The sequence below is a fragment of the Mesorhizobium sp. WSM3862 genome (genome assembly GCF_002294985.1).
In the GTDB taxonomy this organism is placed as follows: Bacteria; Pseudomonadota; Alphaproteobacteria; order Rhizobiales; family Rhizobiaceae; genus Mesorhizobium.
Map to the genome: position 1 here is coordinate 175017 of NZ_NSGE01000004.1, position 25312 is coordinate 200328.

General features: G+C 63.8%; 21 protein-coding genes. 12 read left to right on the top strand and 9 right to left on the bottom strand.

Annotation, left to right across the window (positions count from 1 at the left end; all coding sequences use genetic code 11):
* The first annotated feature begins 75 nt into the window (after positions 1–75).
* Both CK224_RS13250 and CK224_RS13255 read left to right on the top strand, forming a co-directional pair.
* Positions 76–552: an Lrp/AsnC family transcriptional regulator gene (locus CK224_RS13250; protein WP_067003023.1), complete on the top strand. Its 477-nt coding sequence runs from the start codon at positions 76–78 to the stop codon at positions 550–552.
* A 386-nt stretch (positions 553–938) separates the two neighbouring features.
* Entirely contained in the window at positions 939–2918 is a 1980-nt protein-coding gene (locus tag CK224_RS13255; RefSeq protein ID WP_067003295.1) for a GGDEF and EAL domain-containing protein, read from the top strand.
* 125 nt (positions 2919–3043) lie between these two features.
* On the opposite strand, the gene CK224_RS13260 is transcribed toward CK224_RS13255, so the two are convergent.
* The gene (locus tag CK224_RS13260) at positions 3044–4114 is read right to left on the bottom strand and encodes a class I SAM-dependent methyltransferase (RefSeq protein WP_095782087.1); all 1071 of its coding nucleotides are present in this window, start codon (positions 4112–4114) and stop codon (positions 3044–3046) included.
* A 325-nt stretch (positions 4115–4439) separates the two neighbouring features.
* Between CK224_RS13260 and bchE the strand changes: the two genes are divergently transcribed.
* Positions 4440–5999, top strand: a complete 1560-nt coding sequence (gene bchE, locus CK224_RS13265; RefSeq protein WP_095782088.1) for a magnesium-protoporphyrin IX monomethyl ester anaerobic oxidative cyclase — start codon at positions 4440–4442, stop codon at positions 5997–5999.
* Positions 6000–6006: 7 nt separating this feature from the next.
* On the opposite strand, the gene argB is transcribed toward bchE, so the two are convergent.
* Positions 6007–6900 (bottom strand): acetylglutamate kinase, encoded by an 894-nt coding sequence (gene argB / locus CK224_RS13270; RefSeq protein ID WP_067003018.1) that lies wholly within the window; start codon positions 6898–6900, stop codon positions 6007–6009.
* Between the two features lie 243 nt (positions 6901–7143).
* Positions 7144–8640 carry an amidase gene (locus tag CK224_RS13275; RefSeq protein ID WP_095782089.1) on the bottom strand — a complete coding sequence of 499 codons (1497 nt, stop codon included), beginning with the start codon at positions 8638–8640 and terminating at the stop codon, positions 7144–7146.
* Positions 8641–8816: 176 nt separating this feature from the next.
* On the opposite strand from CK224_RS13275, the gene CK224_RS13280 reads away from it, so the two are divergent.
* From CK224_RS13280 to msrB, 4 genes are all read left to right on the top strand, one after another.
* A complete protein-coding gene (locus tag CK224_RS13280; protein WP_095782090.1) occupies positions 8817–9356 on the top strand; it encodes a sigma-70 family RNA polymerase sigma factor in 540 nt (179 codons plus the stop codon).
* Positions 9353–10066, top strand: coding sequence for an anti-sigma factor (locus tag CK224_RS13285; protein WP_095782091.1), 714 nt, complete (start codon positions 9353–9355; stop codon positions 10064–10066). The genes CK224_RS13280 and CK224_RS13285 overlap by 4 nt, the downstream gene beginning before the upstream one ends.
* Positions 10067–10274: 208 nt before the next feature.
* Positions 10275–10832 (top strand): fasciclin domain-containing protein, encoded by a 558-nt coding sequence (locus CK224_RS13290; protein WP_095782092.1) that lies wholly within the window; start codon positions 10275–10277, stop codon positions 10830–10832.
* A 195-nt stretch (positions 10833–11027) separates the two neighbouring features.
* Positions 11028–11531: a peptide-methionine (R)-S-oxide reductase MsrB gene (gene msrB / locus CK224_RS13295; protein WP_095782093.1), complete on the top strand. Its 504-nt coding sequence runs from the start codon at positions 11028–11030 to the stop codon at positions 11529–11531.
* A 93-nt stretch (positions 11532–11624) separates the two neighbouring features.
* Here msrB and CK224_RS13300 read toward each other — a convergent pair whose 3' ends face one another.
* Both CK224_RS13300 and CK224_RS13305 read right to left on the bottom strand, forming a co-directional pair.
* Positions 11625–13229 carry a DHA2 family efflux MFS transporter permease subunit gene (locus CK224_RS13300; protein ID WP_067003293.1) on the bottom strand — a complete coding sequence of 535 codons (1605 nt, stop codon included), beginning with the start codon at positions 13227–13229 and terminating at the stop codon, positions 11625–11627.
* Positions 13230–13345: 116 nt separating this feature from the next.
* Positions 13346–14521: an HlyD family secretion protein gene (locus tag CK224_RS13305; RefSeq protein ID WP_095782094.1), complete on the bottom strand. Its 1176-nt coding sequence runs from the start codon at positions 14519–14521 to the stop codon at positions 13346–13348.
* A 135-nt stretch (positions 14522–14656) separates the two neighbouring features.
* On the opposite strand from CK224_RS13305, the gene CK224_RS13310 reads away from it, so the two are divergent.
* Both CK224_RS13310 and CK224_RS13315 read left to right on the top strand, forming a co-directional pair.
* Positions 14657–15355, top strand: a complete 699-nt coding sequence (locus CK224_RS13310) for a TetR/AcrR family transcriptional regulator (protein WP_067323814.1) — start codon at positions 14657–14659, stop codon at positions 15353–15355.
* A gap of 216 nt (positions 15356–15571) precedes the next feature.
* Positions 15572–18022 (top strand): DNA translocase FtsK, encoded by a 2451-nt coding sequence (locus tag CK224_RS13315; RefSeq protein WP_095782095.1) that lies wholly within the window; start codon positions 15572–15574, stop codon positions 18020–18022.
* A gap of 160 nt (positions 18023–18182) precedes the next feature.
* Here CK224_RS13315 and yihA read toward each other — a convergent pair whose 3' ends face one another.
* From yihA to CK224_RS13330, 3 genes are all read right to left on the bottom strand, one after another.
* Positions 18183–18854, bottom strand: coding sequence for a ribosome biogenesis GTP-binding protein YihA/YsxC (yihA, locus tag CK224_RS13320; protein ID WP_095782096.1), 672 nt, complete (start codon positions 18852–18854; stop codon positions 18183–18185).
* Positions 18851–19489 carry a CatB-related O-acetyltransferase gene (locus tag CK224_RS13325; RefSeq protein WP_095782365.1) on the bottom strand — a complete coding sequence of 213 codons (639 nt, stop codon included), beginning with the start codon at positions 19487–19489 and terminating at the stop codon, positions 18851–18853. Before CK224_RS13325 ends, yihA begins: the two co-directional genes overlap by 4 nt.
* A 96-nt stretch (positions 19490–19585) precedes the next feature.
* Positions 19586–19900 carry a hypothetical protein gene (locus tag CK224_RS13330; protein ID WP_095782366.1) on the bottom strand — a complete coding sequence of 105 codons (315 nt, stop codon included), beginning with the start codon at positions 19898–19900 and terminating at the stop codon, positions 19586–19588.
* A gap of 35 nt (positions 19901–19935) precedes the next feature.
* On the opposite strand from CK224_RS13330, the gene CK224_RS13335 reads away from it, so the two are divergent.
* Genes CK224_RS13335 through CK224_RS13345 form a run of 3 tightly spaced genes read left to right on the top strand, consistent with a single transcriptional unit; the run spans position 19936 to position 23145 of the window.
* A complete protein-coding gene (locus CK224_RS13335) occupies positions 19936–20322 on the top strand; it encodes a hypothetical protein (RefSeq protein WP_245425923.1) in 387 nt (128 codons plus the stop codon).
* Positions 20315–21607 carry an HlyD family secretion protein gene (locus CK224_RS13340; RefSeq protein WP_095782098.1) on the top strand — a complete coding sequence of 431 codons (1293 nt, stop codon included), beginning with the start codon at positions 20315–20317 and terminating at the stop codon, positions 21605–21607. Before CK224_RS13335 ends, CK224_RS13340 begins: the two co-directional genes overlap by 8 nt.
* A complete protein-coding gene (locus tag CK224_RS13345; RefSeq protein ID WP_095782099.1) occupies positions 21604–23145 on the top strand; it encodes a DHA2 family efflux MFS transporter permease subunit in 1542 nt (513 codons plus the stop codon). The genes CK224_RS13340 and CK224_RS13345 overlap by 4 nt, the downstream gene beginning before the upstream one ends.
* Before the next feature lie 346 nt (positions 23146–23491).
* Here CK224_RS13345 and yidC read toward each other — a convergent pair whose 3' ends face one another.
* The gene (gene yidC / locus CK224_RS13350) at positions 23492–25309 is read right to left on the bottom strand and encodes a membrane protein insertase YidC (RefSeq protein ID WP_095782100.1); all 1818 of its coding nucleotides are present in this window, start codon (positions 25307–25309) and stop codon (positions 23492–23494) included.
* Positions 25310–25312: the final 3 nt, after the last annotated feature.

Below are 25312 nucleotides of genomic sequence, written 5' to 3' on the forward strand. Positions count from 1 at the left end.
AAATCAGCCTTGTTTGTAGCCACGCGACGCATTTTGAGGTAAACTCCGCTCAAATTTAAACATTTAGGAGGGAAAATGCCTCAGTTGGACGAGTTCGAAATAAGAATGCTCGACACCCTGCAGCGCGACGGGCGCAAGGCCGTGTCGGAACTCGCGCAGGAGATCGGCCTGTCGACCACGCCCTGCGCGCGGCGCTTCGAGGCGCTGCAAGGCGCCGGCATCATCAAGGGCTTTGCCGCCGTGCTCAGCCGACGCGCGCTGGGGCTGACGGTCGAGGTGTTCATCCAGGTCCGCCTGGTGAGCCACAGCGACGGCTCGCCGGAAAGCTTCATCGCCGCCGTGCAACGCATGGACGAGGTCTCGTCCTGCTGGACGATGACCGGCGACCACGATTTCCTGCTGCATGTAATGGTGCCGTCGGTGGACGATCTCAATGCTTTCGTCATGCACCGGCTGATGCGGCTGCCCGGCGTCCGCGACGTCCACACCCAGCTTGTGCTGCAGAACATCAAGGGGCCAGGCCACGTGCCGCTCAGCCATTTGCGGCGGTAATCGTGCCCGAAACGGTTCTCCGTAAAGAACGGCCCGACAATGTTGTCGGAGCGAATCTACTTCGGGACGATTTCCCCGATATCAACTGAAATTAAGGTTACACGAATCTTAACAAAAGACGCCCTTGGAAATTTACGCAATGTTTCGTGCGTCTTCTCTTGCGATCTGGAGAAAGTGTGACCATGCATTATTCGGTAACTCATGATTGTTGCATGGAATCCTTAGCGGGTCGCTGGGCCGGTGCAATCGCATGATCCGTTTACCGGCGGTTAGCAACATTAGTGTCTTATAATGAACCAGGCTTGCCTTCGTCCTTCCGTAAGGACTTGACGGACTTCGCTTGCTCGAACCCGTTCATGCGGAGGATGATCGCAAAGGAGCATTGCATGCAACTGACGGAGGACGTGGCTCAGAGGGTCACTGAAGCGATTTCACGCCCGCCGTGGAAATCCGCCGATCCGACGCTTTTTGCGATGCTGCTGCAGAAGAACGCGGATCAGAATCGCAAGGTCGTGCGCTGGGGCATAGCGGCGGCTGTGTTGAGCTACATATGCTACGGGGCCTTCGACTGGTTCCTTTTCCCGGACATTGCCGACCGTGTGATTCTGACGCGCCTGACGTTGGGATTGACCTTCCTGGTGCTTGTCGAACTTGTTGCTCGACGCGATTTTGCCGTCACCACTCTGCACTACGTTGCTGCTCTGGCGATCGTGGCGGGCGCGATCGGATGGCTGCTGTCGGCCCTCGGAACGACGCATCAGGAGGCGCTGTCCCATTTCATCATCTTCGGCACGGTTTTCATTCTCGGTGCCAACCTTTTCTTCAACTTCCGGCTATGGCTCTCGGCGCTGTCGTCCGCAACCGTGACAATAGCATTCCTCGGCGCCACGCTGTTCTTGCTTCAAGCCGATCTTGGCACCCGTCTGGTGCTTGCAACCTATTTCGTGAATTGCCTTGTTTTGTCGCTTTATCTGTCATGGCGCCTCAGCATGGAGCGCTACCAAACCTTCCTGCATGCCCTTCAGGCGCAGATCCAGGAGCAGGTCGCCATCGAAAACGGTCAAAAGCTCATCGAGATCGCGGACACCGACCCGCTTACCGGGCTTAAGAACCGCAGGGCGATCACCCGGGAATTCGCGGAGTTGTGCAAGGAATGGGCCAGGGACAATGACGAAATAGGCGTCATTCTCATGGACGTGGACTATTTCAAGCGGTTCAACGATCGGCTCGGCCATCAGGCCGGCGACGACTGCCTGATCGAGCTTGCCCGAGCCTTCGACGAGACGGCGGCGTCCAATCACGCCATCGCGGGACGGTACGGCGGCGAAGAATTCGTGGTGCTCTGCAAGGTCGCCGGACCGGATCACCTGCGCGAGGTGACCCATCAATTCTGCCGGGCCGTCGAGGACTTGAACATCTCCCATCCCGACCGGGACGATAAACTCAACATCGTCACCATCAGCGCTGGCGCCTCGTTAACGCGCGCCGATCAAAGCATAGAGCTTCGGATCTTGTTGCAGGAGGCCGATCGCGCGCTTTACGCCTCCAAGTTTTCCGGTCGCGCGACCGTCACCATCTATGATGCGCAGGCCATCGATCAGAAGCGCGCCAGCCAGAATCTTTCGGAACTGCTCAAGCAAGCCGTTTCGGAGGGACTGGTCTCCGTCGTCTATCAGCCGATCTGCGATGCGATATCCGGCAAGGTGCTTGGCCATGAGTCGTTGATGCGGCTGCGCGACTTCGACGGCAGCGTGATCAGCCCGTCCGTGTTCATACCTGTCGCCGAGCAGACCGGCGGGATCGAGGAACTCGGGATGTGGGTGATCGATCGGGCTTGCGGCGACATGGTCGAGCACGGATTGGGATCGGTCGTGTCCGTGAACGTCTCGGTCGTCCAGCTCAAGGCTCCGAATTTCCCGCTTCACGTCACCGAGATCCTTGGCCGCCACGGCATGGCGCCCCAGAGGCTGGCGCTCGAGGTCACCGAAGGCAGCGATATATCCCTGGAGGCACAGGCCGCCAGAAGTATCGAGCAGCTTCGAAACCTGGGCGTTCAGATCTGGCTCGATGATTTCGGAACCGGATTTGCGGGTCTGGCCTGGCTCCGTCGTTTCAAGTTCGACGTCGTCAAGATCGACCGCAGTTTCTTGCACGATTGCCAGACGGTTCGAGGCCTGAGCCTGTTGCAGGACATGGTCAGACTGCTGCGCAATCTGGGCCATACGGTCCTTGTCGAGGGTGTCGAGACGAAAGAGCAGCAGAATTTGCTACAGCACATGGGCATTCAGTCGATCCAGGGCTTCCTGACCGGACGTCCCGTCCCGATCGAAGAGATCATGCAGGCCAGGCAGGACCTCGTCGCTTAACTCAAAGCAGTGCGGCAGGAATGTAGGGCGGCGCCATCTCGGCGAAACGAGCACGCCGCGCGATGCATCAGAAAGCCGGGCCGCTGCACGGCCCGACTTGAAAATCGGAATGTGAAGCGGCTCCGCTACCGCTCCATGGCGGGCGCCGCGAAATCCACGCGTTTGCGGATCTTGCCGTAGACGATGTTCCTATTCGATCCGTAATAGACCTCGGCTTCGACGCGGTTCTTGTCCACCGCGGCATTGATGATGTCCCACATGTCGCCGGCCGACCGCAGGATGAGCGGCCAGTCCATGAACGTCTCCATGTACCCGTCGGTCGTGATCTCGTCGCTGAAATTGGCGAAGAGGAATTCGCCGTCCGGCTTGACCAGTTCCATGGCGCGCTGCAGCAGCCGTGCGCCGACCGGAAGCGGCAGGTAGTCATACAGCCCGGACGCATAGACGAGATCGAATGTGCCAAGCGGGTAGGCGCGCCGCAAAAGACCGCGCACCGATCCGTCCACGGCTTCCACCGCCGTACCGGCGAGGTCGCGGTTGACCGTGCCGACGCTCACCGGGTCCTGGTCGAGACCGATCCAGCGCTTTAACCTTCTCTCGGCGAGCGCCTTTGAGAGTTCGGCTTCCCGCAAATGGCCGCAGGCGATTGCCAGCACCTCGGCGTTTTCTACCCGGGCAGCCGTTTCGTCGACCGTTTTGGCCAGTATCTCGCGGCGCTCGCGCCCCGCCACCGAGCTTGCCGCTTCGCTCGTATAGGCAAAGATCTCGCGGCCGAGTTCGCTCGACGATGCCACGATCTCGTCGGCGCTCGGGTGCTTGTAGTAGATGTCCAGCAGCGTCGCGTCGCCCGAATAGCCGCGCGGCTTTTCGAAGGACCAGCGCGTGAACGGATCCTGCTTCAGGTAGGCCGCCACGCGGTGCTGCTGAGCGAGCGGGATCAGTTCCTGCCAAAGAGCCGGAGCGACCTCCCGGCGCACTTCATGCAGTCGACCGGCCAGGCGCTCGACGATTTGCCCTGCGGGCTCCTGGCGCGCGAAAGCCTGATGAGCGAGGTCCAGCACCAGGGCGAGCTGGGCCGCCCGCGCCTTGAGCTCGGCGGCGTCGACCGCCTCCGCGGACGCCGCCTTGTGCTTCTTGATCAACGTCGATGTGATGAGGCTCGCCTCATCGATTTTCAGATCGGGATTCAGCGCCATATGGGCATTTCCTTGTGGTCCCCCACCGACAATTATAAATGCTTAGAGTTTTAATAAAAGTTTAGGGTCAACTGCATTAGTTGCTGCTAATACTCTCCTTGCCGAAGGTTTGAAGCGCCGAAAACCAGAGCTCGATCGAGCTGCGCAACGCGCACGTCCTTAACTTTTTGTTATGCACTGGGCTGACGCCGTCTCCCGCTCTGCGCGACGTTTCGGGTGTGCCCATCAAATCTGTGGGAAAGCTGCATCGAAACTGCTGAACCGCGCCAAGGCGGCTTCGACATCGCCAAATACGACCGGCGGACCGACGCAACGGAGGTCCGCCATGAACATCGTGCTGGTCAACCCGCCGCATACGGCCATCGGCAGCCGCGTGCCCGACGATCACCTGCCGCCTTTGGGCCTGCTGGCGATCGGCGGTCCGCTGCTCGATGCCGGCCATCGGGTGCGCCTGGTCGACGCGGAGTTCGGGCCGATGCCGCTTTCCACGCTCGTCGATGAGGCCCTGAGCGATAATCCGGATTTCGTCCTGATCGGCCATTCCGGCTCGACCTCGGCGCATCCGACCGCGCTGCGGATCGCGGAAATGATCAAGGCCCGCGCGCTAGGGGTCGTCATCCTCTATGGCGGCGTCTTCCCGACCTATCATTGGCGCGACGTGCTCGCCGCAACGAACGTCTTCGACTTCATCGTGCGCGGCGAGGGTGAGGCGACCGCGCTGGCGCTGGTCGAGGCGCTGGAAAGGCGCCGGCCGGTGTCGGGTGTCGCCGGCATCGCCTATCGCGACGATTGCGGCCGACCCTTTGCGACGCCACCTGCGATGACGATTACCGATCTCGACGCCTGCCGCATCGGCTGGGATCTGATCGAGCATGGCCGCTACAGCTATTGGGGCGGCAAGCGCGCCGTGGTCATGCAGTTCTCGCGCGGCTGTCCGCATCTGTGCAACTATTGCGGCCAGCGCGGCTTCTGGACCCGCTGGCGACATCGCGATCCGGTCAGCTTCGCCAAGGAGATCGCCTGGCTGCACCGCGAGTATGGCGTCGAGCTGGTCAATCTGGCCGACGAGAACCCGACCTCTTCGAAGAAGGCCTGGTGCGCCTTTCTCGATGCCATGATCGCCGAGAACGTGCCGGTGCTGATCGTCGGCTCGACGCGCGCCGACGATATCGTGCGCGATGCCGATATCCTGCACCTTTATCGCAAGGCCGGCGTCATCCGCTGGCTGCTCGGCATGGAGAACACCGACGAGGCCACACTGTCGCTGATCCGCAAGGGCGGCAGCACCAAGTCCGACCGCGAGGCGATCAGGTTGCTTCGCCGGCACGGCATATTGTCCATGGCGACCTGGGTCGCTGGCTTCGAGGATGAGAGTTTTCGCGATCTCTGGCGCGGCTTTCGCCAGCTCATCGCCTATGATCCCGACCAGATCCAGGCGCTCTATGTGACGCCGCATCGCTGGACGCCGTTCTTCCGCATCGCCAAGGAGCGCAGGGTGATCCAGAAGGACATCCGGCTCTGGGATTACAAGCACCAGGTGCTGCATATGACCCGGCTGAAACCGTGGATGCTGTTCTTCGCTGTCAAGCTGATCGAGCTTGCCGTGCAGTCACGGCCGAAAGCGCTGGCGCGGGTCCTTTTCCATCCCGATCCAGAGCAGCGGCATTCGATGCGTTGGTACACCAAGATGGGCCGCCGCGTCTGGTTCCGCGAGGTCTGGGGTTTTCTGGTCCGCGACCGCCGCGTGGCCGCGGGCCCGACGCTTGCCGAATTCTGGGGCGCGCCGCAGGACGCCGACGAGGAATCGATGGTCTCTCAGCGCCCGGCGCGGGCCATGCCCGTCACGGAAGATAAGCGGGCGGAAAGCAGAAGGATAGCCGGCTAAATAATCGCTACGGCACGATCAGCGTGCCGGCCCCGTGCTCGGTGAACAGCTCGAGCAGCACCGAATGCGGCGTCTTGCCGTTGAGGATGACCACGCCCTCGACGCCGCGCTCGATCGCCTCGATGCAGGTCTCGACCTTCGGGATCATGCCGCCCGATATCGTGCCGTCCTTGATCAGCGCCTTGGCCTCGCCGACCGTCAGCTCGTCGATCAGCTTCTTGTTCTTGTCGAGCACGCCGGGCACGTCGGTCAGGAACAGCAGGCGCGAGGCGCGGCAGGCGCCGGCGATGGCGCCGGCAAAGGTATCGGCGTTGATGTTGTAGGTATGGCCGTCGCGGCCGGGCGCCACCGGCGCCAGCACCGGGATCATCTCGGAACGGGCCAACAGATCGAGCAGCGTGCGGTCGACCTCGACCGGCTCGCCGACGAAACCGAGATCCAGCACCCGCTCGATGTTGGAATCCGGGTCGATCATGGTCTTGCGCGCCTTTTCGGCGAAGACCATGTTGCCGTCCTTGCCGCAGAGACCGATCGCCCATTCGCCTTCGGCGTTGATCAGCGCCACGATTTCCTTGTTGATCGAGCCGGCCAGCACCATCTCGACGATCTCGACCGTCTTCTGGTCGGTGACGCGCAACCCGCCCTCGAACTTGGATTCGATGCCCATCTTGTTGAGCATGGCGCCGATCTGCGGCCCGCCGCCGTGAACGACGATCGGATTGACGCCGGACTGTTTGAGCAGCGCGATGTCGCGGGCAAAGGCCTTGCCGAGCTCGTTGTCGCCCATGGCATGGCCGCCATACTTCACCACCACCGTCTTGTTCTCGTAGCGCTGCATATAAGGCAGCGCTCTGGAAAGCAGCGCGGCCTGCATTTCGGCGTTGGCGGCGATGTCCGTCATCGGTGCTTTTCCCTAGGTGGCAAGGATGGCGGGCGTCTTAGCGGGAATTGCCGCAGGTCGCAAACGGCTTTGCGCTCACAATGACGAAATCGGCGGGTTTCAAGGTCTGTCGAGATTCAGGTCAGGTCGAGTCGAGAATGGCGGATTTCGAGAACCGGAACAGAGCGTACTTTCTGCTACGTGAGTACCGGAAGCGCAGAAAACCGCCATTCGCAGGCCGGCATCACCTGAATATCGACAGACCTAGCCGGGCACCTTGAGCGGTGCGCGGCGTTTCAGCCATCCTGAAATCTTCTCGATCTGCGCGGCGAGCGACAAAAGCGTCTCCTCGTCGCCGGGCCGTCCCGCGGCTTGGATGCCGAGCGGCAGGCCACCTGCGGTGACATGCACCGGCAGCGCGATCGAGGGCTGGCCGCTGACATTGTGGATCGCCGGCCAGGGAGTGAACCACAGGCTCTTGTCCATCAGTTGGCCGAAAAATGATTTGATCCTGAGCAGCCCGGTAAGATGCAGTTTGTCGAGGACGTTCTCGACGAGCTCGTCGGCGCCTTTCGGGTCCATCGCGCCGCAGGCGAGCGGCGGGTGCGCAATGATCGGCATCAGCACGGCATCGAAGCGCGCGGTGTCTTCGATCATCTGTCGCGCGGTGGCGTTGAGCCGCTGCACGGCGTCATAGACCTCGCCGGCGGACAGCATTTCGCCGAGGCGGCCGAGCACGCGCGTCGCACGTTCGACCTCGCCGGTCACCGGGCGGCCGACGCGCTTCGCCTCGGCACGCATCATGCCTGCGACGGCCGAGGCGACGCTCTTGCAGAAATCGGCGATGAAGTCGCGGCCGATATAGGGCAGGTCGATCTCTTCCACCGTGTGCCCGCCCTCGCGCGCCAGCGCCACCGCGGTGTCCAGCGCTTCGATCGTCTCAGCCGAGATCGGCAGGCCGAGCGGCGATTTGCGGTAGACGGCGAGGCTGAGCCGGCCTGGATCGCGGGCCGCGGCAGCAGCAAAGGAGCCTTTCGGCTCCCGCGCCGCATAAGGCGACAGCGGATCGGCGCCGTGCGTCAGGTCGAGCAGGAGGGCTGTGTCGCGCACCGAGCGGCTTACCGCATGGTCGACGACCATGCCGTACCAGCTCTCGCTGGTGAGCGGCGTCAGCGGCACCCGGCCGCGCGAGGTCTTGAGCCCGACCAAGCCGCTGCAGGCCGAAGGCACCCGGATCGAGCCGCCGCCGTCGGAAGCGTGCGCCGCCGGCACCACGCCGGCCGCCACCAGCGCCGCCGATCCGCCGGACGAGCCACCGGTGGTGTGGCCGGTGTTCCAGGGGTTGCGGGTGATGCCGAAGCGGGCCGATTCGGTCATCAGCCGCAGCCCATGCTCGGGCGAGGTGCTGGTAGCGATCGGGATCAGGCCCGCGGCCAGATAGCGCTCGACCATCACCGAGTTGAAATCGGCCGTGAAGGCCGGGATGCGGCTGCCGCCATGGATCGGCACGCCCTTGATGCCGATGCCGAGATCCTTCAGCGCGAAGGGTACGCCGGCGAGCGGCAGCTTGCGGTCGATAGCCTTCGTCCTCGCCCTGGCGGTCTCATAGAGCGGCGTGGCTATGGCGTTGATGTCGGGTCTTGTCGCCTCGGCGCGGGCGATCGCGGCGTCGACCAGCTCCTGCGGCGAGATTTCCCCCTTGTGGACGAGCTCGGCAAGTCCGCTCGCATCCTGTTCCCAAAGCACGCGTTCGATCGACATTGCCGCTCCCCTGTTTTGGCGAAGGCTATCGCATGAAGCCGCAAATCGAAATCCGGATTTGCGTTGTTCATCTCGCATTGAGGAAGATGACTTCAGATACTGACGCTGCGGCAGTCTTGAGGGGACAACACCGTCGGCGCCGTTGCAAATAGATCGCAATCTTCTAATTTGCCTGCATGGGGCCTCAGGACATCAGCAAGCTGATCGTCCGGACTTCGATGAAGGACCGGGCTGCGTTCGATCTGCTCTACAAGCAGACCAGCGGGAAACTTTTCGGCGTCTGCCTTCGTGTATTGAGGGACAGGAGTGAGGCGGAAGAAGCGCTGCAGGAGGTCTTCGTCAAGATCTGGACCAAGGCCGATCGTTTCGCGGTTTCCGATCTCAGCCCGATTTCCTGGCTGGTGGCCATTGCGCGCAATCATGCGATCGACCGCATCAGGGCCCGGCGCGGTCCTTCCGCCAATATCGATGCAGCGCTCGAGGTCGCCGATCCGGCGCCGGGGCCTGAGGCCATGGCTGTCGCGGGCGGCGAGACCGACCGCATCTACCATTGCCTCGACGAATTGGAGAAAGACCGGGCGGCGGCGGTCCGGGGCGCCTATCTCAACGGCGAAAGCTATGCCGAGCTGGCGGAGCGCCACAAGGTCCCGCTGAACACGATGCGGACTTGGCTGCGGCGAAGCTTGCTCAAACTGAGAGAATGCCTGGAAAGATGACGCTGGCGGAAGACAACGGACCGGAACGCGGAGGCGACGACCTGCTCGCCGCCGAATACGTTCTCGGCGTTCTGGCAGCCGACGAACGCCAGATCGCCTCCCGCCGCATCGATACCGAGGCGGGTTTTGCCCGCCTGGTCGATGCCTGGGAAGCCCATTTCGCGCCGATGGCAGACGCCTACGCTGCGGTCGAGGCGCCGGCTTCGGCCAAGGCGGCGATCGACCGGCGGCTGTTTGCCTCATCAGTGACCACCCCCGCCGCGCCCAGCATCGGCCTGCTGGGGAGCCTCGCCTTCTGGCGCGGGCTTGCGCTTGCCGCTTTGGCCGTCTTTGTCGCCCTGCCTCTCGTCAATCCGCCGTTGCCGCAGCCCGAGACCAGCCTGGTCGCCTCGCTCGCCGCCGACAACAGCAACGTCAAATACCTCGCTGTCTATGACGCTGCGCGCCACGAGGTCGGCCTCTCGCTTGTTTCCGGCGAACGCGGCGCGGGCAAGGACTTCGAGCTGTGGCTGATCGAGGGCAAGAACGCGCCGGTCTCGATGGGCGTCATCCCGGCCGGTCAGAGCGCGCGCATGGCCGTCACGCCGGCCGTGCAGGAGAAGCTGGCGCAAGGCGCCGTGCTCGCCGTCAGTCTCGAGCCGGCCGGCGGTTCGCCGACCGGCCAGCCGACCGGCCCGGTCGTCGCCGCGGGTGATCTGAAGGGCATCTGATCGACTTTCCGGAAAATCTCGGAGATTAGTCGAAGTCTATCTGCCCGAAATGTGTCGGCAGCGGCGTTGTCACGCGCTTAGACGCAGCACGTTTGCATCGAGGTCGACGAATAAAAAATCTTCGAGATTCTCGAAACTAAGTTTTTGACGCCTCGTATCTCCTCGCGTTCCCAAGGATTGGGAAAAACAACCAGAGGAGACTGATACAATGCGTAAACTCGCCACCCTTCTGCTTGCCTCTGCAATCGGCCTTTCCGCGCTTGGCGCCGTTGCCTATGCCGCCAATCCGATGGTCGGCGGCGCCCCGATGTATGCCAAGAAGAACATCATCGAGAATGCCGTCAATTCGAAGGACCACACCACGCTGGTCGCCGCCGTCAAGGCCGCCGGCTTGGTCGACACGCTGCAGACCCCCGGTCCTTTCACTGTCTTTGCCCCGACCAACGAGGCCTTCGCTGCACTTCCGGCCGGCACCGTCGAGACGCTGCTCAAGCCCGAGAACAAGGACAAGCTGACTAAGATCCTCACCTGCCATGTCATTGCCGCCAAGGCGCTGGCCGCCGACGTCGCCAAGATGGCCAAGGCCGATGGCGGTGCGCATGAGGTCAAGACCGTCGGCGGTTGCGCCCTGACGCTGAAGTCGGAAAAGGGCAAGGTTACGGCGACCGACGAGAACGGCAACGTCGCTCATGTCACGATCGCCGACGTGCGCCAGTCGAACGGCGTCATCCACGTCGTCGACAAGGTTCTTCTGCCGAAGATGTAACAAAGCGCGTGCGGCCGGCGAAGTGGCGTATGTCCGCGTCGGCCGCACGGTCTCCCTCCCACGATCCGTGTTGCCGTCAAGCGCCGCTCCGCATCGCCAGGGCTTGGGTCGACGCGGGGTGGCGCGCGAACCGTCACCGGCTTTTGCTTTTCCGGTGGCGTCCTAGTTTGTAAGATCACGTCAGGAGGAAAGGCCATGAACCGTCGCGACTTTCTCTGGAGCGGTGCCGCCGCCACTGCCCTCACAATCGGAACCGGAGCGGCGTTGCGCATGGGCGGCGCGAAGCCGGCTCTGGCCGCCGAGACCTTCGAGATCACCAAGACCGACGCCGAATGGCGCGCCATCCTTTCGGATGCCGCCTTCGACGTGCTGCGCAGGGAGGGCACCGAATATCCGGGCACCAGCCCGCTGCTCAACGAACACCGCAAGGGCATCTTCGCCTGCGCCGGCTGCGACCTGCCGGTCTATCCGTCGGAAACGAAGTTCGATTCCGGCACCGGCTGGCCGAGCTTCTGGCAGGAGATCCCCAATGCCATCGGCAAGACCGAAGACCGTTCGCTCGGCATGACGCGCACCGAGGTGCATTGCCGCCGCTGCGGTGGTCATCTCGGCCATGTCTTCGACGACGGCCCGCCGCCAACCGGCCTGCGCCACTGCATCAACGGCGTGGCGCTGACCTTCAAGCCCGCCGCGGCCTGAGCGGACTGCGATCTGCCCAAAGAAATGACCCCGGAAATCGGCGACGATTTCCGGGGTCACGCGTTGAGGACGCCAGGCGGGGGTTCCGGCTCCTCAATGGCCTCCGCCGCCACCGCCGCCTTGCTGCGCCGGCTTGTTGATGAACAGCACGAAAAATCCGAGCGAGGCGAACAGCACGGTCAGCATCATGAACACGTCCATGAATGACAGCAGCGCCGCCTGCTGCTGCACCATGCCGGACAGCTTCGAAATGGCGGCGGTCGTGGCGTCGAGGCCGGCGTTTTGCTGGAAGGTCAGCGTCATGTTCTGCAGCTTGGTCTGCGCGGCCTCGCTGCCCCACTGCACATGCTCGGAAAGCCTTGCATAGTGGAAGGCATTGCGGTCGATCAGCACCGTATTGATGACTGCCAGGCCGACGGCACCGCCGAGATTGCGGGTCAGGTTGAACAGGCCCGACGCATTCTTCAGCCGCTCCGGCGGCAGCGTGCCGAGCGCGATGTTGTTGATCGGCACCATGCACAGCATCATCGAGCAGCCGCGCAGGATCTGCGGGATCAAGAGCTCATAAAAATCCCAGTCCGCGGTGAGATGCGTCATCCACCATGTGCCGGTGGCGAAGCCGATGAAGCCGACCATCATCATCAGCCTGAGATCGATCTTGTTCGACAGGATGCCGGCAACGGGCGCGGTGAAGAACATCGCCAGGCCGCTGACGAACAGCGCCTCGCCGATCATCATCGAATCGTAACCGCGGATCCGGCCGAGGAACACCGGATAGAGGTAGGTCAACCCATAAAGGCCGATGCCGACCACGAAGGAGAACAGCGAGCCGAAGGCGAAATTGACATTGTTGAAGGCCCGCAGATCGACGATCGGCTCCTCGGCGGTGAAGACGCGCCAGAAGAAGATGAGACCGCCTATGGTCATGATGATGGCGCAGGCAAAGACGGCCGGCTCCTGCAGCCAGTCATGGTTCGGGCCTTCCTCCAGCACGTATTCCATGCAGCCGAGGAAGGCGGCCATGCCGATCAGGCCCCACCAGTCGAACTTGGAAAACAGCTTGAGGTTCGGCTTGTCGAAATCGATCAGCGACCAGGCAGCCGTCGCCACCAGTATGCCCGGCACGACATTGATCAGGAACAGCCAGTGCCAGGACATGGCATGGCTGATATAGCCGCCGACCGTCGGGCCGATGGTCGGCGCCAGCGTCGCCACGAGGCCGATCATCGGCGAGACGACGGCGCGGCGCGACGGCGGGAAGATGGTGAAGGCGGCAGCGAACACGCTCGGAATCATGCCGCCGCCGATAAAGCCCTGGATGGCGCGGTAGACGATCATCTGGTCGATGTTGGTGGCGGTCGCGGCCAGCGCGCTTGCTGCTGTGAAGCCGGCGGCCGCGGTCGTGAACAGCACGCGGGTCGACAGCATGCGGCTGAGGAAGCCCGACAGCGGGATCATCACCACTTCCGCGATCAGATAGGCGGTCTGAACCCACGGGATCTCGTCGGAGCTGGCGCTGAGGCCGGCCTGGATCTCGGCCAGCGATGCCGAGACGATCTGGATATCGAGGATTGCCATGAACATGCCGAACACCATCGCCAGGAAGGCGATGACGCGGCGCGCCGGCATGTGGTCGGCGGGTGCGGCGGCTGCCGGCCGGGCCGGCGCTGCTCCTGCGGTAATGGTTGCGGTTGCCATCTCATGGCCTCCCTACGGCAGCTCCAAAAGTGCGCGGCGTTTTCCGCCCGGAACTGCGTCAAAACAGGCTGGGCGGCTCGGCGCTCAAATTGGCCACCGGGCCGCCCCCCAAACTCTCAGTTGGTCGTCGTGGCCGGCGCGGTGCGGCTGTCGGCGGCGACGATGACGCTCAGGCCGGCGCGCAGCTTGCCGGTCTTCAGCACGTCGGCCGGCACGTCGATGCGGACCGGCACGCGCTGCACGACTTTGGTGAAGTTCCCGGTAGCGTTTTCCGGCGGCAGCAGCGAGAACACCGCGCCCGAAGCCGGTGCCAGCGACGAAACCGTGCCCTCGAAGGTCTGGCCGTCGATGGCATCGACCGTGATGCGGACCTTCTCGCCGGGCACCAGCCGGCCAAGCTGCGTCTCCTTGAAGTTGCCGACGATGTAGAGCTTGTCCATCGGCACGACGACGGCGAGCTTCTGGCCGGGGGTGACGAGGTCGCCCTGTTCGACCGAGCGGTTGCCGACGACGCCGTCATAGGGCGCCTTGAGCACGGTGAAGGAAAGGTCGCGCTGCGCCTTGTCGCGGGTGAGCTGCAGCGAGGCGAGCGTGCTGGCGGATTCCGCGCGCTGGGCTTCAAGCACGCCGATATTGGCGTGCGCGGCGGTGATCTGCGCGTCGGCGCCGGCAAGGGCTGCCTTTGCCTGGTCGAGCGCCGTCTGGGCGTCGTCGAGCTGCGCCTGCGTGCCGACATGGGTCTTGAGCAGCTGCGCCGCGCGGGCCTGGGCGCGTGCCGCATTGTCGGCTGCCGCCTGGTCGGCGATCTTCTGCGCCTGTGCTTGCGCCAGCGAGGCCTGCGCCGCCTTGGTCTGCGCGTCGATGCGGTCGAGCGTCTTCGCCAGCGTGGCGATCTGCGCCTCGGCCTGGGCGACCGCGATTTTGTAGTCGCCGTCATCGATGACGAACAGCGGATCGCCGGCCTTGACGCTCTGGTTCTCGCTCACCAGCACCTTGTCCACATAGCCGGAGATTTTCGGCGACACGAACGACATGTCGGCCTGGACATAGGCGTCGTCGGTGGAGATCATGAACCGGCCGTCGGTCCAGTAATCGTACCCGTACCAGCAGCCGGCGCCGAGGAGGCCCAGCCCGATGATCGGCAGCAGCAGCGAGCGGACAGAGCGCTTCTTCTTGGCCGGCGCTTCGGCAGGCGCGGGCAGTACAGGCGCTTCCGGAGCTTCGGTCGACGGCTGGACCTTGGCGTTGGGGAAATTGCGGACTTCGGCGGTAGCGGGCGCGTTCGAGGACATGATAATCTCTCTGGGACAAGTCAGTCAGACTGAACCGTTCGGTTCGAATTGGTGATTGACATAGCGCGGAAAGAGGCCCATATCAAGAGCAAATCGAACCGGTTGGTTCGAAATATTTCGCGAGGTTTGACGTCGATGGTCGAAACGACAGCCGATAGCGATCTGCTCGACCTGCGCAAAGGCCGTCCTGCGGCCGGGCAGGATCCGATAAAACGGGCCCAGATCATCGAAGGCGCGCGCCGCGTCTTCATCGACAAGGGCTTCGAAGCCGCGTCGATGAACGACATCACGCGCGAGGCCGGCGTCTCCAAGGGCACGATCTATGTCTATTTCGCCAACAAGGAAGAGCTGTTCGAGGCTCTCATCGAGGAAGAGCGTGGCACCATCTTCAAGAATATGTACGAGGTGCTCGACCATTTCGACGATCTGCGCAAGACGCTGGTGAAGTTCGGCATGGTGCTCTCCGCCAAGATCACCTCGGCCAAGGTCATCCAGGCGCAGCGCACCGTGGTCGGCGCTTCCGACAGGATTCCCGAGCTTGGCGCCCGCTTTTACGAGCGCGGTCCCAAGCGTGGCCACGACAAGGTGATGATCTTCCTCAACGAAGCCGTCGAACGCGGCCTGCTGAAGATCGACGATGTCGATCTCGCCGCCTATCAGTTCACCGAGCTCTGCCTCGCCGGCCTCTTCCGCCAGTGCATCTTTTCCTACCGCACCAAGGCGCCGAGCCAGGCCGAGATCGAGCATGTCGTCCGCTCCGGCGTGAACGTCTTTCTGAAGGCCTACGGCACCGAGAAGCTCGCGGCCGAGGAGCAGGCGTCGCTCTCGGCGTGAACCTGCGGCGCGCAGCGATTGCGAAGGAACGCGAGGCGCTTTGACGACGCTACGGCGCCGCGGCAGCCGACTTCGATGCCACCGGTCACCTCCTTCTTCCAGCTCAACTCGAACCGTCGACCGGCACTTTTCCCGGACCCTTCCGGAAGAGCTTGTTAACCATCGGTTCCTATGTCTCGGGACACGTTTGTTCGACGAATCTCGAGTGTGACATCCATGCGTTTTACCCGTGCCAATCCTTCCGGCGCTTCCGCTTACGGCGACAACGACGACAGCAGCTCGGAAGACGCGCGGCATCATGGCGCTGCCGTGCCGCCGCAGCGACAAACGGGGCAGGTCGTCACGCTGCGAGCCGCCGCTGACGGCGAATCGAACACCGCCGATTCGGCTGGCGGCGACGAGTTCGGCGGCCAGGCCTGGCAGCAATATTTCTTCCTCGCGCCCAATGTGCGCTTCACTCGCACGCCGGATTCCGACAAACGGCCCGCACCGGAGCCAGTTGATGAAGCGCCGGCCAAGGCGGTGGCTTCCCGCGGGCTTCCCATTCGCCCGGCGCCGCCGGCGCCCCAGCCGACCAATCCGGGCCGGGCAGTCCCCGCCGCGGCCGCCACCGCCCCGGCCAAGCCGCCGCAGGCCATCGTCAAGCCGCAGCAGGCCAGCGCCGCGCCGCCGCGGGCGGCAGCCACTCCGGCGCAAAAGCCGCAGCCGCCGAAATTTCGTTGGTCCTATCTCTCCGACGATGCGTTTTTCGAGTTCAGCCTGCCCTTGCTCGCCGAGCGCCTGGCGCGGGCACGGCTGAACGATCCTTTGCAGACGCCCGCGGCTTCCGCGCGGGTGAGTCCTGCGGCGCAACCGAGCTCGTTCCGCCCCGCCGCGATCGGCGAGGCGACCTCGTTCTACCGCGTCATCGAATGGCGCTCGCACGGGCCGGCCGCAAGTCTGGCCCCGCTGACTCCGTCGGTCGATCTGCCCGCGCTCCGGCCCGCTCCTGTGGAAATCGAATCGCGCGCGCCCGCGCCTGAGTCCGTCGCGCCGCGTTCCGCTGCAAAGAGCGCCCAGGCCGCGAGACCCGCGCCGTCCCTGCCCGTCGCCGGCAAGGTCGCGCCGCAGCCCGCTTCGGCCGGCTACGAGCTTCCGTCCGAGGAATTGCTGCAGATGCCGCCGGAAGGCCAGGGCTTCTACATGTCTCAGGAGCGGATGGAACAGAACGCGGACCTGCTCGAAAGCGTGCTGGAAGATTTCGGCGTCAAGGGCGAAATCATCCATGTCCGGCCGGGTCCGGTCGTCACGCTCTACGAGTTCGAGCCGGCGCCGGGCGTGAAGTCCAGCCGCGTCATCGGCCTGGCCGACGACATCGCCCGCTCCATGTCGGCCATCTCGGCGCGCGTCGCGGTGGTGCCGGGCCGCAACGTCATCGGCATCGAGCTGCCCAACGAAACGCGCGAGACGGTCTATTTCCGCGAGCTGATCGAGTCGACCGGCTTCCGCAACACGTCGTGCAAGTTGGCGCTGGGGCTGGGCAAGACCATCGGCGGCGAGCCGGTCATCGCCGACCTTGCCAAGATGCCGCATCTGCTGGTCGCCGGCACCACCGGCTCGGGCAAGTCGGTCGCCATCAACACCATGATCCTGTCGCTGCTCTACCGGATGAAGCCGGCGGAGTGCCGCCTCATCATGGTCGATCCCAAGATGCTCGAATTGTCCGTCTATGACGGCATCCCGCATCTGCTCACGCCGGTCGTCACCGATTCCAAGAAAGCGGTCACCGCGCTCAAATGGGCGGTGCGCGAGATGGAAGAGCGCTACCGCAAGATGGCGCGCCTCGGCGTGCGCAACATCGACGGCTACAACCAGCGCGCCGCGGCCGCCCGCGACAAGGGGGAGGTCGTCGTCATGCAGGTGCAGGTCGGCTTCGAGAAGGGCACGGGCGAGCCGCTGTTCGAGGAGCAGGAGATCGACCTCGCGCCGATGCCCTACATCGTCATCATCGTCGACGAGATGGCCGACCTGATGATGGTGGCCGGCAAGGAGATCGAAGGCGCCATCCAGCGGCTGGCGCAGATGGCGCGCGCCGCCGGCATCCATTTGATCATGGCCACACAGCGCCCGTCGGTCGACGTCATCACCGGCACCATCAAGGCCAATTTCCCCACCCGTATCTCCTTCCAGGTGACGTCCAAGATCGACAGCCGCACCATCCTTGGCGAGCAGGGCGCCGAGCAGTTGCTCGGCCAGGGCGACATGCTGCACATGGCCGGCGGCGGGCGCATCGTGCGCGTGCACGGTCCCTTCGTCTCCGATCTCGAGGTCGAGCACGTCGTGGCGCATTTGAAGGCGCAAGGCCGCCCGGAATATCTCGATACGGTCACCGCCGGCGAGGAAGAGGAAGAAGATCCGGCCGACACGGGTCCAGTCTTCGACAAGGGCTCGATAGACGCCGAAGATGGCGACGCCCTCTATGAGGAGGCGGTCAAAGTGGTCAAGCGCGACAAGAAATGCTCGACCTCCTACATCCAGCGCCGCCTCGGCATCGGCTATAACCGCGCCGCCTCGCTGGTCGAACGCATGGAGAAGGAAGGCCTGGTCGGCGCGCCCAATCATGTCGGCAAGCGCGAAATCCTTGCCGGCCGGCGCGACCATGCGCCGGAGCGCGACGAGACAGATTGAGCGGGGCGTCGGGAGGCGCAGTCAGGTCGGCCGATTACGGCTGGTCCTGCCCGCGTCCTTGTTCGATCTGGGGCCGTCGGGGAGAGGTCAGCCGGGCGAAGCGGGGGCTGGGTCAGGGGGAGCACCATACGCGACTGCCCTGCTCCAAGGCGAAAATGCGTCAGCCGCCGTTCGCCACCAAGGCGATCGCCTCGCGCAGATCCTCGAGCCCTGAGGCCTTTTCCGACGAAGTCGCGAGCACCGCCGGGAACGCCGCCGGCCGTTTCTTGATCTTGGCAAGCGTCTCCTCGATCAGCTTCGGCACGCCGGCTGCCTTGATCTTATCGGTCTTGGTCAGCACGATCTGGTAGGACACCGCCGCCTTGTCGAGCAGCGACAGCACCTCCTCGTCCTTGGCCTTGATGCCGTGCCGGGCGTCGATCAGCACATAGACGCGCTTCAGCGTGACGCGGCCCTGCAGATATTCGAAGATCAGCTTCGTCCAGGCATCGACCTTGTCCTTCGGCGCGCTGGCGTAGCCGTAGCCCGGCATGTCGACCAGCGCCATCGGCGGCAGGTCGGCGCCTTCGCCGGAGAAGCCGTCCGGCACGAAATAGTTCAGCTCCTGCGTACGTCCCGGCGTGTTGGAGGTGCGCGCCAGCCCCTTCTGGCCGACCAGCGCGTTGATCAGCGACGACTTGCCGACATTGGAGCGGCCGGCAAAGGCGATCTCCGGCGGCCCTTCCGGCGGCAGGAATTTCATCGACGGCACGCCGCGGATGAAGATCCACGCGCGGGTGAACAGCTCCGGACTTAGGGCAGTTTCGCTCGTGGTTTTATCCGGCGCGTTCAAACGGCGGTCTCCAGCTTGGCAATATCGGTGCCGCGAATGGCGTTGAGGTTGCGGCTGACCTTGTCGACCGGCCAGTTCCACCAGGCCGCTTTCAAAAGCCGTCGCACCGTGAACTCATCGAAGCGCATCTTCACCACCTTGGCCGCATTGCCGGCGACGATCGCATAGGGCGGCACGTCGTGCGTGACAACCGATTTCGCGGCGACGATCGCGCCATGGCCGATCTCGATGCCCGGCATGATCACCGCATCCATGCCGATCCACACGTCATTGCCGACGATCGTGTCGCCGCGGATCTCTTTCGACCAGGTCTCGGGGTCAAAACCTTCCTCCCAGCCACGGCCAAAAATGTTGAACGGATAGGTGGAGAAGCCGGACATGGCGTGATTGGCGCCGTTCATGATGAAGCGGGCACCCTCGGCGATGGCGCAGAATTTGCCGATGATCAGCCTGTCGCCGATGAAGGGATAGTGGTGCAGCACGCACCTCTCGGCGAATTTGTCCGGGCCGTCGGGATCGTCGTAATAGGTGAAGTCGCCGATCTCGATGTTCGGCGCATTGACCAGCGGCTTCAGGAAGCCGACGCGCGGATGCATCGCAATGGGATGCTTGATGTTGGGGTTGGGTCCGGTCATCACGGTCAGTCCGTAGTTGGCAGGCACGAGGCGGCGCCCTGGCGACGCTGTCTCCCGATCAAACTACCGTGATCCGGCTGCAGCACCAACCCGCGCTCAGCGGCTGCCGCGACAGATCACGATCGGGTTGGAAAGCGCGCTGTCGAAACCGCTGCCCTGATAGACCTGGACGTTGGAGGCGCCGGGCGGCAGCGTGAAACTGCCGTCGACGACTTTCTGGTCGCCGGCCGAGGTGTGCAGGGCCCAGCTATAGGTGCAGAACTGCGGCGGAGCCTTGGGTTGCACGTGGCTGCAGTTGAGCTGCGCGCCGCCGAGCATTGCCGCGCCGCCGCAGCTCACCGCTTCCTTGGCGGCGGCCGGAAACGCGCATTTCAGGAGGGCAGCCACGGTCGCGATCCTGAGCCGGTTCATCTTCATTTTTCGTGCGTGCCTCTGCCGGCCTTCAGTTGCGCCACGTCGGCGCGACGTTTGCTCCAGGCGGCTTAGCTGGTCTTGCGCACCGCGTCCAGCAGGATTATGTGCATGATGATAATAAGCATGCTCACGAAAGCTTGTCTGCCGACTCCGAAGTTCCTCCCATGCCTTCCTCGCTCACCAGCAGCTTCGTCCTGCACGACGTCGCGCGCCTGCCCGGAAAACGCTTCGAACAGCGCTCGCGCCGCTCGAGCCTGACTCGCGGGCATTGGCAGGTGCGGCCCTATCTGTCTCGACAGCAAGGCATTCAGCTTTCCGCGGACGCGCGGCAGGAGCTGCAAACACTTTGTCTGATCAAATCCAATCTGCTCGAGGCCTGCGTCCAGCCGGCTGTCGACCGGGAGAAAGTCCATGTCTGAACCAGCCTCACCACGCAAACCCGCCGACGGCGACAATGCCGGCGACAGAAGCAGCGACCAGGTCATTCGCCTGGACAGCCAGCGCGAGCAAAGGCGTGCCGCCAATCCGGGGCTCGAAAACGATGAGCTGGAAGCCCCTGTCGCGCCGGAACCTGCTGCGCTCGAAGCACCCTCGGCCCAGCCGAAGCCGGCCGCCGTCACGATAGCTTCGCCGGCCCGGGCCAAGCCGCGGCGCAGCTTAACCCGGTCTGTCCTGTTTGCGCTGCTTCCGGTGGCGCTGGCGGTCGGCGGCTATTACTACGTCGCCGGCGGTCAGGTCATGACCACCGACAATGCCTATATCCAGGCGCAGTCGCTCGGCGTCTCCACCGATGTCTCCGGCACCGTGCAGGAGATCGACGTGCATGACAACGAGGCGGTTAAGAGGGGCCAGGTGCTCTTCCGCTTGCGGCCGGGCTCGTTCGAGACGGCGCTGGCCGGCGCTCAAGCGCAACTCGGCACGGTGCGCAACCAGGTGTTGACCTTGCAGGCGAGCTACCAGCAATCGCTGGCGCAGATCGCCCAGGCCGAGGCCGACATCCCCTATTACGAGTCGGCCTTCCAGCGTCAGCAGGACCTGCTCAAGACCTCAACCGCCTCGAAGGCGACTTTCGACAGCGCCCAGCACGATCTCATCGCCGCCCGGCAGAAAGTCATCGTCGCCAAGGCGCAGGCGCACGCAACGCTCGCCCAGCTCGGCGGCGACGCCGACCAGCCGGTCGAGAAGAACCCCTTCTACCTGCAGGCCAAATCGGCGGTGGACGATGCCGAGCGCAATCTCGGCGATTCCGTCGTCAAGGCGCCGTTCGACGGCGTCGTCACCAATGTCGATGCGCTGCAAGTCGGCAAGTACCTGCCCGCCTCACAGCCGGCCTTCAGCCTGGTCTCGTCGACCGACATCTGGATCGCCGCCGAGCCGAAGGAAACCGAGCTCACTTATGTCCGGCCGGGGCAAAAGGCGACGATCAGCATCGATGGCTATCCGGGCGAGGTCTGGCATGGCGAGGTCGGCAGCATCAGCCCGGCCTCGTCCTCGAGCTTCTCGCTGCTTCCGGCGCAGAACACCAGCGGCAACTGGGTCAAGGTCGTGCAGCGCATTCCGATGCGGGTGACGATCGACGACCCGCAAGGCAAGCCGCCGCTGCGCGGGGGCATGAGCGCGGTTGTCAGCATAGACACCGGCCATGCCCGCGGCCTGCCCGATTTCGTGACCGACCTCTTCAAGCGGTTTGAGCAAAAGTCATGAGCACCGTCGCCACGGGCACGCCTGCGGTCGCCAATCGCGGAGCCATCACCGCCTGCGTCATCCTGGCGGTCATCATGCAGGCGCTGGACACCACCATTGCCAATGTGGCGCTGCCCTATATCCAGGGCAGCGTGTCGGCGAGCGCCGACCAGATCAACTGGGTGCTCACTTCCTATATCGTCGCCGCGGCGGTGATGACGCCGCCTTCGGGCTATCTTGCCAACCGCTTCGGCCGCAAGCGCATCCTGCTGGTCGCCATCACCGGCTTCGTCGTCGCCTCGGTGCTGTGCGGCTTTGCCCAGTCGCTGCCGCAGATCGTCGGCTTTCGGCTGCTTCAAGGCCTGTTCGGCGCCGCCCTTGTACCGCTGTCCCAGAGTATCCTGCTGGACATCTACAGCGTCGAGGAGCGCGGTTCGGCCATGGCGCTGTTCGGCGTCTCGGTGATGGTCGGCCCGGTGCTTGGGCCCGTCATGGGCGGTTGGCTGACCGAGAATGTTTCCTGGCGCTGGGTCTTCTACATCAACGTGCCGATCGGCGTGCTGGCTTTCGCCGGCGTCTCGATGTTCGTGCAGGAGACCAAGCTCGACCTCAAGGCCCGGCTCGACTGGTTGGGTTTCGGCATGCTCAGCCTCGCCATCGCTTCGCTGCAGATGTTCCTCGACCGCGGCGAGCAGCTCAACTGGTTCTCCTCGTCCGAGATCATCGTCGAGGCGCTGGTCTGCGCGTCGGCCTTCTATATCTTCATCGTCCACACCTTCACCGCCCGCGACACCTTCGTGAACCCGCGGCTGTTCCTCGACCGGAATTTCGCGGTCGGCATGGTGTTCATCTTCATCATCGGCATCACCTATCTCGCCTCCCTGGCGCTGATGACGCCCTACCTGCAAACGCTGATGGGCTATCCCGTGGTGACCGCCGGCATCGTCATGGGACCGCGCGGCCTAGGCACCATGGCCTGCATGTTCCTTGTCGGCCGGCTGGTCGGCAAGGTCGACACGCGCTGGCTGCTGTTCACGGGGCTCGCGGTCACCGCCTGGGCGATGTACGACATGACCGGCTGGACCCCGGACGTTTCGCAATGGACGATCATCCGCACCGGCTTCATCCAGGGCGCCGGCTTAGGCTTCCTGTTCGTGCCGCTCACCACCATCACCTTCGCCACGCTGGCGCCGGAACGGCGCGCTGAAGGGACGGGCCTCTACAATCTGTCGCGCAACATCGGCTCCAGCGTCGGCATCTCGGTCGTCACCGCGCTTCTGACGCAGAACCAGCAGATCAACCATGCCAACATCGCCGACTATGTGACGCCCTATAATCCGGCGTTCGGCGATCCGGCGATCGCGCAGGCGCTGAGCCCTTACACCGCCGCCGGCCGCGCCGCGCTCGACGGGCTGGTCACGCTGCAGGCAACGATCATCAGCTATGTCGACGACTTCGAGCTGATGATGTTGCTCTCGCTCGCCGCCATCCCGCTTGTGCTTCTGCTGCGCAAGCCTGGCACACCGGCCAAGGTCGACCACAGCGCCGTCATGGAGTGAGCTGGTGCATGTCGCCCAAAAGCGTGGAGCGGTTTTGGGAAAACGACACTGCATTAAAACAAAGTCCCTAAAGCGCGTCGCGCTTTAGGAGGAAAAACCGGGGTCCCCCCGCGGGACCCCGGCCTGCCGGACGGCCTTCCCAACACCGGCGTCGCTGCGCCGGAAGCCGTCGCGGCTTTTGGGGAGGACCGGGGAAGCTACGAGGCAGGCCATGCCGCAGTTTCGCGGGGGCAGGCCAAATTCCGAAAGACGGCTGCGCGAAGTTCTGTCCGGAGCGCCATAGGGCAAGCCGCCAACGAAAAACCCCGGTCATGCCGGGGTTTTGGTGTTAGGGCCGGGGTGCCATCTATTCCGCCGGCGATGGTTTCTTGCGGAACATCGCCGCCAGATTGTCCCACAACTCGATCTTGGCGCCCTGGCGCTTCATGATCACGCCCTGCTGCAGGATCGAGAGCAGGTTGTTCCAGGCCCAGTAGATGACGAGGCCGGCCGGGAAGGAACCCATCATGAAGGTGAAGAGGACCGGCATCCAGGTGAACACCGCGGCCTGCGTCGGGTCCGGCGGCGTCGGGTTCATGCGCATCTGCAGGAACATGGTGATGCCCATCACGACCGCCCAGGCGCCCATATGCGGGAGGAAGGCCGGCGGCGCGAAGGGCAGCAGGCCGAACAGGTTGAACACCGAGGTCGGATCGGGCGCCGCGAGGTCGTGGATCCAGCCGAAGAACGGCGCGTGCCGCATCTCGATGGTGATGTAGAGCACCTTGTAGAGCGAGAAGAAGACCGGGATCTGCAGCGCCACCGGCCAACAGCCGGCCAACGGATTGATCTTTTCCGTCTTGTAGAGCTCCATCATCGCCTGCTGCTGCTTCATCTTGTCGTCCGCGTATTTCTCGCGGATTTCCAGCATCTTCGGCTGCACCTTCTTCATGTTCGCCATCGACGCGTAGGACTTGTTGGCCAGCGGGAAGAAGATGGCCTTGACGATGACGGTCGTGGCCAGGATCGCTAGGCCGAAATTGCCGAAGAATTTGTACAGCGTGTCGATCAGCCAGAACATCGGCTTGGTGATGAAATAGAACCAGCCCCAGTCGATCAGCAGATTGAACTGGCGAATATGGCGGTCAGCCTCATAGGCGTTGATCTTGGCGACTTCCTTGGCGCCGGCGAACACTTCGGTTTCGATGGTTGCGGACTGGCCGGCCTCGATGTTGATCGGATCAGTGAGGAAGTCGGATTGGTAGCGATGGCGCCCGTCCTCGAAATAGCCGTAGCGCGGCTGGAAGGGCTGCTTTTCGGTCGGCACCATGGTGACGGCCCAGTACTTGTCGGTGATGCCGAGCCAGCCGTCGGTCGACTTGCCTGGCTTGACTTCCTTGTCCTTCTCGATGGCGGCGTATTTGTATTCCGTCAGCCCCTCGGTGCCAGTAACCCCGATCAGGCCTTCATGCAGCACATAAGTGCTGGCGACCGCCGGCTTGTCGTAGCGCGTGACGCGACCGTAGTTGAACAGGCTGACGGCAGCGCTTCCCGAATTCTGCACGGTGTCCGAAACGGTGAACATATAATCGTTGTCGACCGAGATGGTGCGCTTGAAGGTCAGGCCCTTGTCGTTGGTGTAGGTCAGCGTCACCGGCGTCGACGGGGTCAGCGTCGGATTGCCCTCAACGCTCCACACCGTGTCGGAACTCGGCACCGCGCCGGTCTTGTCGGTGCCGACGAACCCGATCTCGGCGAAATAGCCGGTCGGTAGCGCCTGCGGATTGAGGAGTTGGATCTCGGGCGAATTCTTGTCGACCGTCTCGGTGTAGTGCTTGAGCTTGAGGTCGTCCAGGCGAGCGCCGGTGAGATTGATCGAGCCCTCGAGGCTCGGCGTGTCGATCTTGATGCGCTTGGTCGCGGCAACAGCCTGGTCACGGCTCTCGACAGTGACTGTCTCGCCGCCAGGCGCAGTTGGGATGGCGCCCGGAGCCGGCGCCGGCGTCCCGGCCGCGCCCGGATTGGTCCCCTGCGCTTCGTTCTTCTGCGCCTCGACGCGCTGCTGCTCGATGCGGGCCTGCTCGCGTTGCTGCTCCATCTTGGGGTTCATGTAGAACACCTGCCAGAGCGTCAGGATCAGCACCGACAGCGCGATGGTGATGAAGAAATTGCGGTTGTTTTCCATCGA

Bases quoted from the DNA above. Each gene is read 5' to 3' on its own strand.
- yidC (WP_095782100.1), bottom strand. From the start codon at position 25,309: ATGGAAAACAACCGCAATTTCTTCATCACCATCGCGCTGTCGGTGCTG.
- CK224_RS13280 (WP_095782090.1), top strand. From the start codon at position 8,817: ATGGGGCCTCAGGACATCAGCAAGCTGATCGTCCGGACTTCGATGAAG.
- CK224_RS13340 (WP_095782098.1), top strand. From the start codon at position 20,315: ATGTCTGAACCAGCCTCACCACGCAAACCCGCCGACGGCGACAATGCC.
- CK224_RS13325 (WP_095782365.1), bottom strand. From the start codon at position 19,489: ATGACCGGACCCAACCCCAACATCAAGCATCCCATTGCGATGCATCCG.
- CK224_RS13250 (WP_067003023.1), top strand. From the start codon at position 76: ATGCCTCAGTTGGACGAGTTCGAAATAAGAATGCTCGACACCCTGCAG.
- CK224_RS13310 (WP_067323814.1), top strand. From the start codon at position 14,657: ATGGTCGAAACGACAGCCGATAGCGATCTGCTCGACCTGCGCAAAGGC.
- argB (WP_067003018.1), bottom strand. From the start codon at position 6,900: ATGACGGACATCGCCGCCAACGCCGAAATGCAGGCCGCGCTGCTTTCC.
- CK224_RS13300 (WP_067003293.1), bottom strand. From the start codon at position 13,229: ATGGCAACCGCAACCATTACCGCAGGAGCAGCGCCGGCCCGGCCGGCA.
- CK224_RS13330 (WP_095782366.1), bottom strand. From the start codon at position 19,900: ATGAACCGGCTCAGGATCGCGACCGTGGCTGCCCTCCTGAAATGCGCG.
- bchE (WP_095782088.1), top strand. From the start codon at position 4,440: ATGAACATCGTGCTGGTCAACCCGCCGCATACGGCCATCGGCAGCCGC.
- CK224_RS13275 (WP_095782089.1), bottom strand. From the start codon at position 8,640: ATGTCGATCGAACGCGTGCTTTGGGAACAGGATGCGAGCGGACTTGCC.
- CK224_RS13345 (WP_095782099.1), top strand. From the start codon at position 21,604: ATGAGCACCGTCGCCACGGGCACGCCTGCGGTCGCCAATCGCGGAGCC.
- CK224_RS13260 (WP_095782087.1), bottom strand. From the start codon at position 4,114: ATGGCGCTGAATCCCGATCTGAAAATCGATGAGGCGAGCCTCATCACA.
- CK224_RS13255 (WP_067003295.1), top strand. From the start codon at position 939: ATGCAACTGACGGAGGACGTGGCTCAGAGGGTCACTGAAGCGATTTCA.
- CK224_RS13305 (WP_095782094.1), bottom strand. From the start codon at position 14,521: ATGTCCTCGAACGCGCCCGCTACCGCCGAAGTCCGCAATTTCCCCAAC.
- CK224_RS13285 (WP_095782091.1), top strand. From the start codon at position 9,353: ATGACGCTGGCGGAAGACAACGGACCGGAACGCGGAGGCGACGACCTG.
- CK224_RS13315 (WP_095782095.1), top strand. From the start codon at position 15,572: ATGCGTTTTACCCGTGCCAATCCTTCCGGCGCTTCCGCTTACGGCGAC.
- CK224_RS13290 (WP_095782092.1), top strand. From the start codon at position 10,275: ATGCGTAAACTCGCCACCCTTCTGCTTGCCTCTGCAATCGGCCTTTCC.
- msrB (WP_095782093.1), top strand. From the start codon at position 11,028: ATGAACCGTCGCGACTTTCTCTGGAGCGGTGCCGCCGCCACTGCCCTC.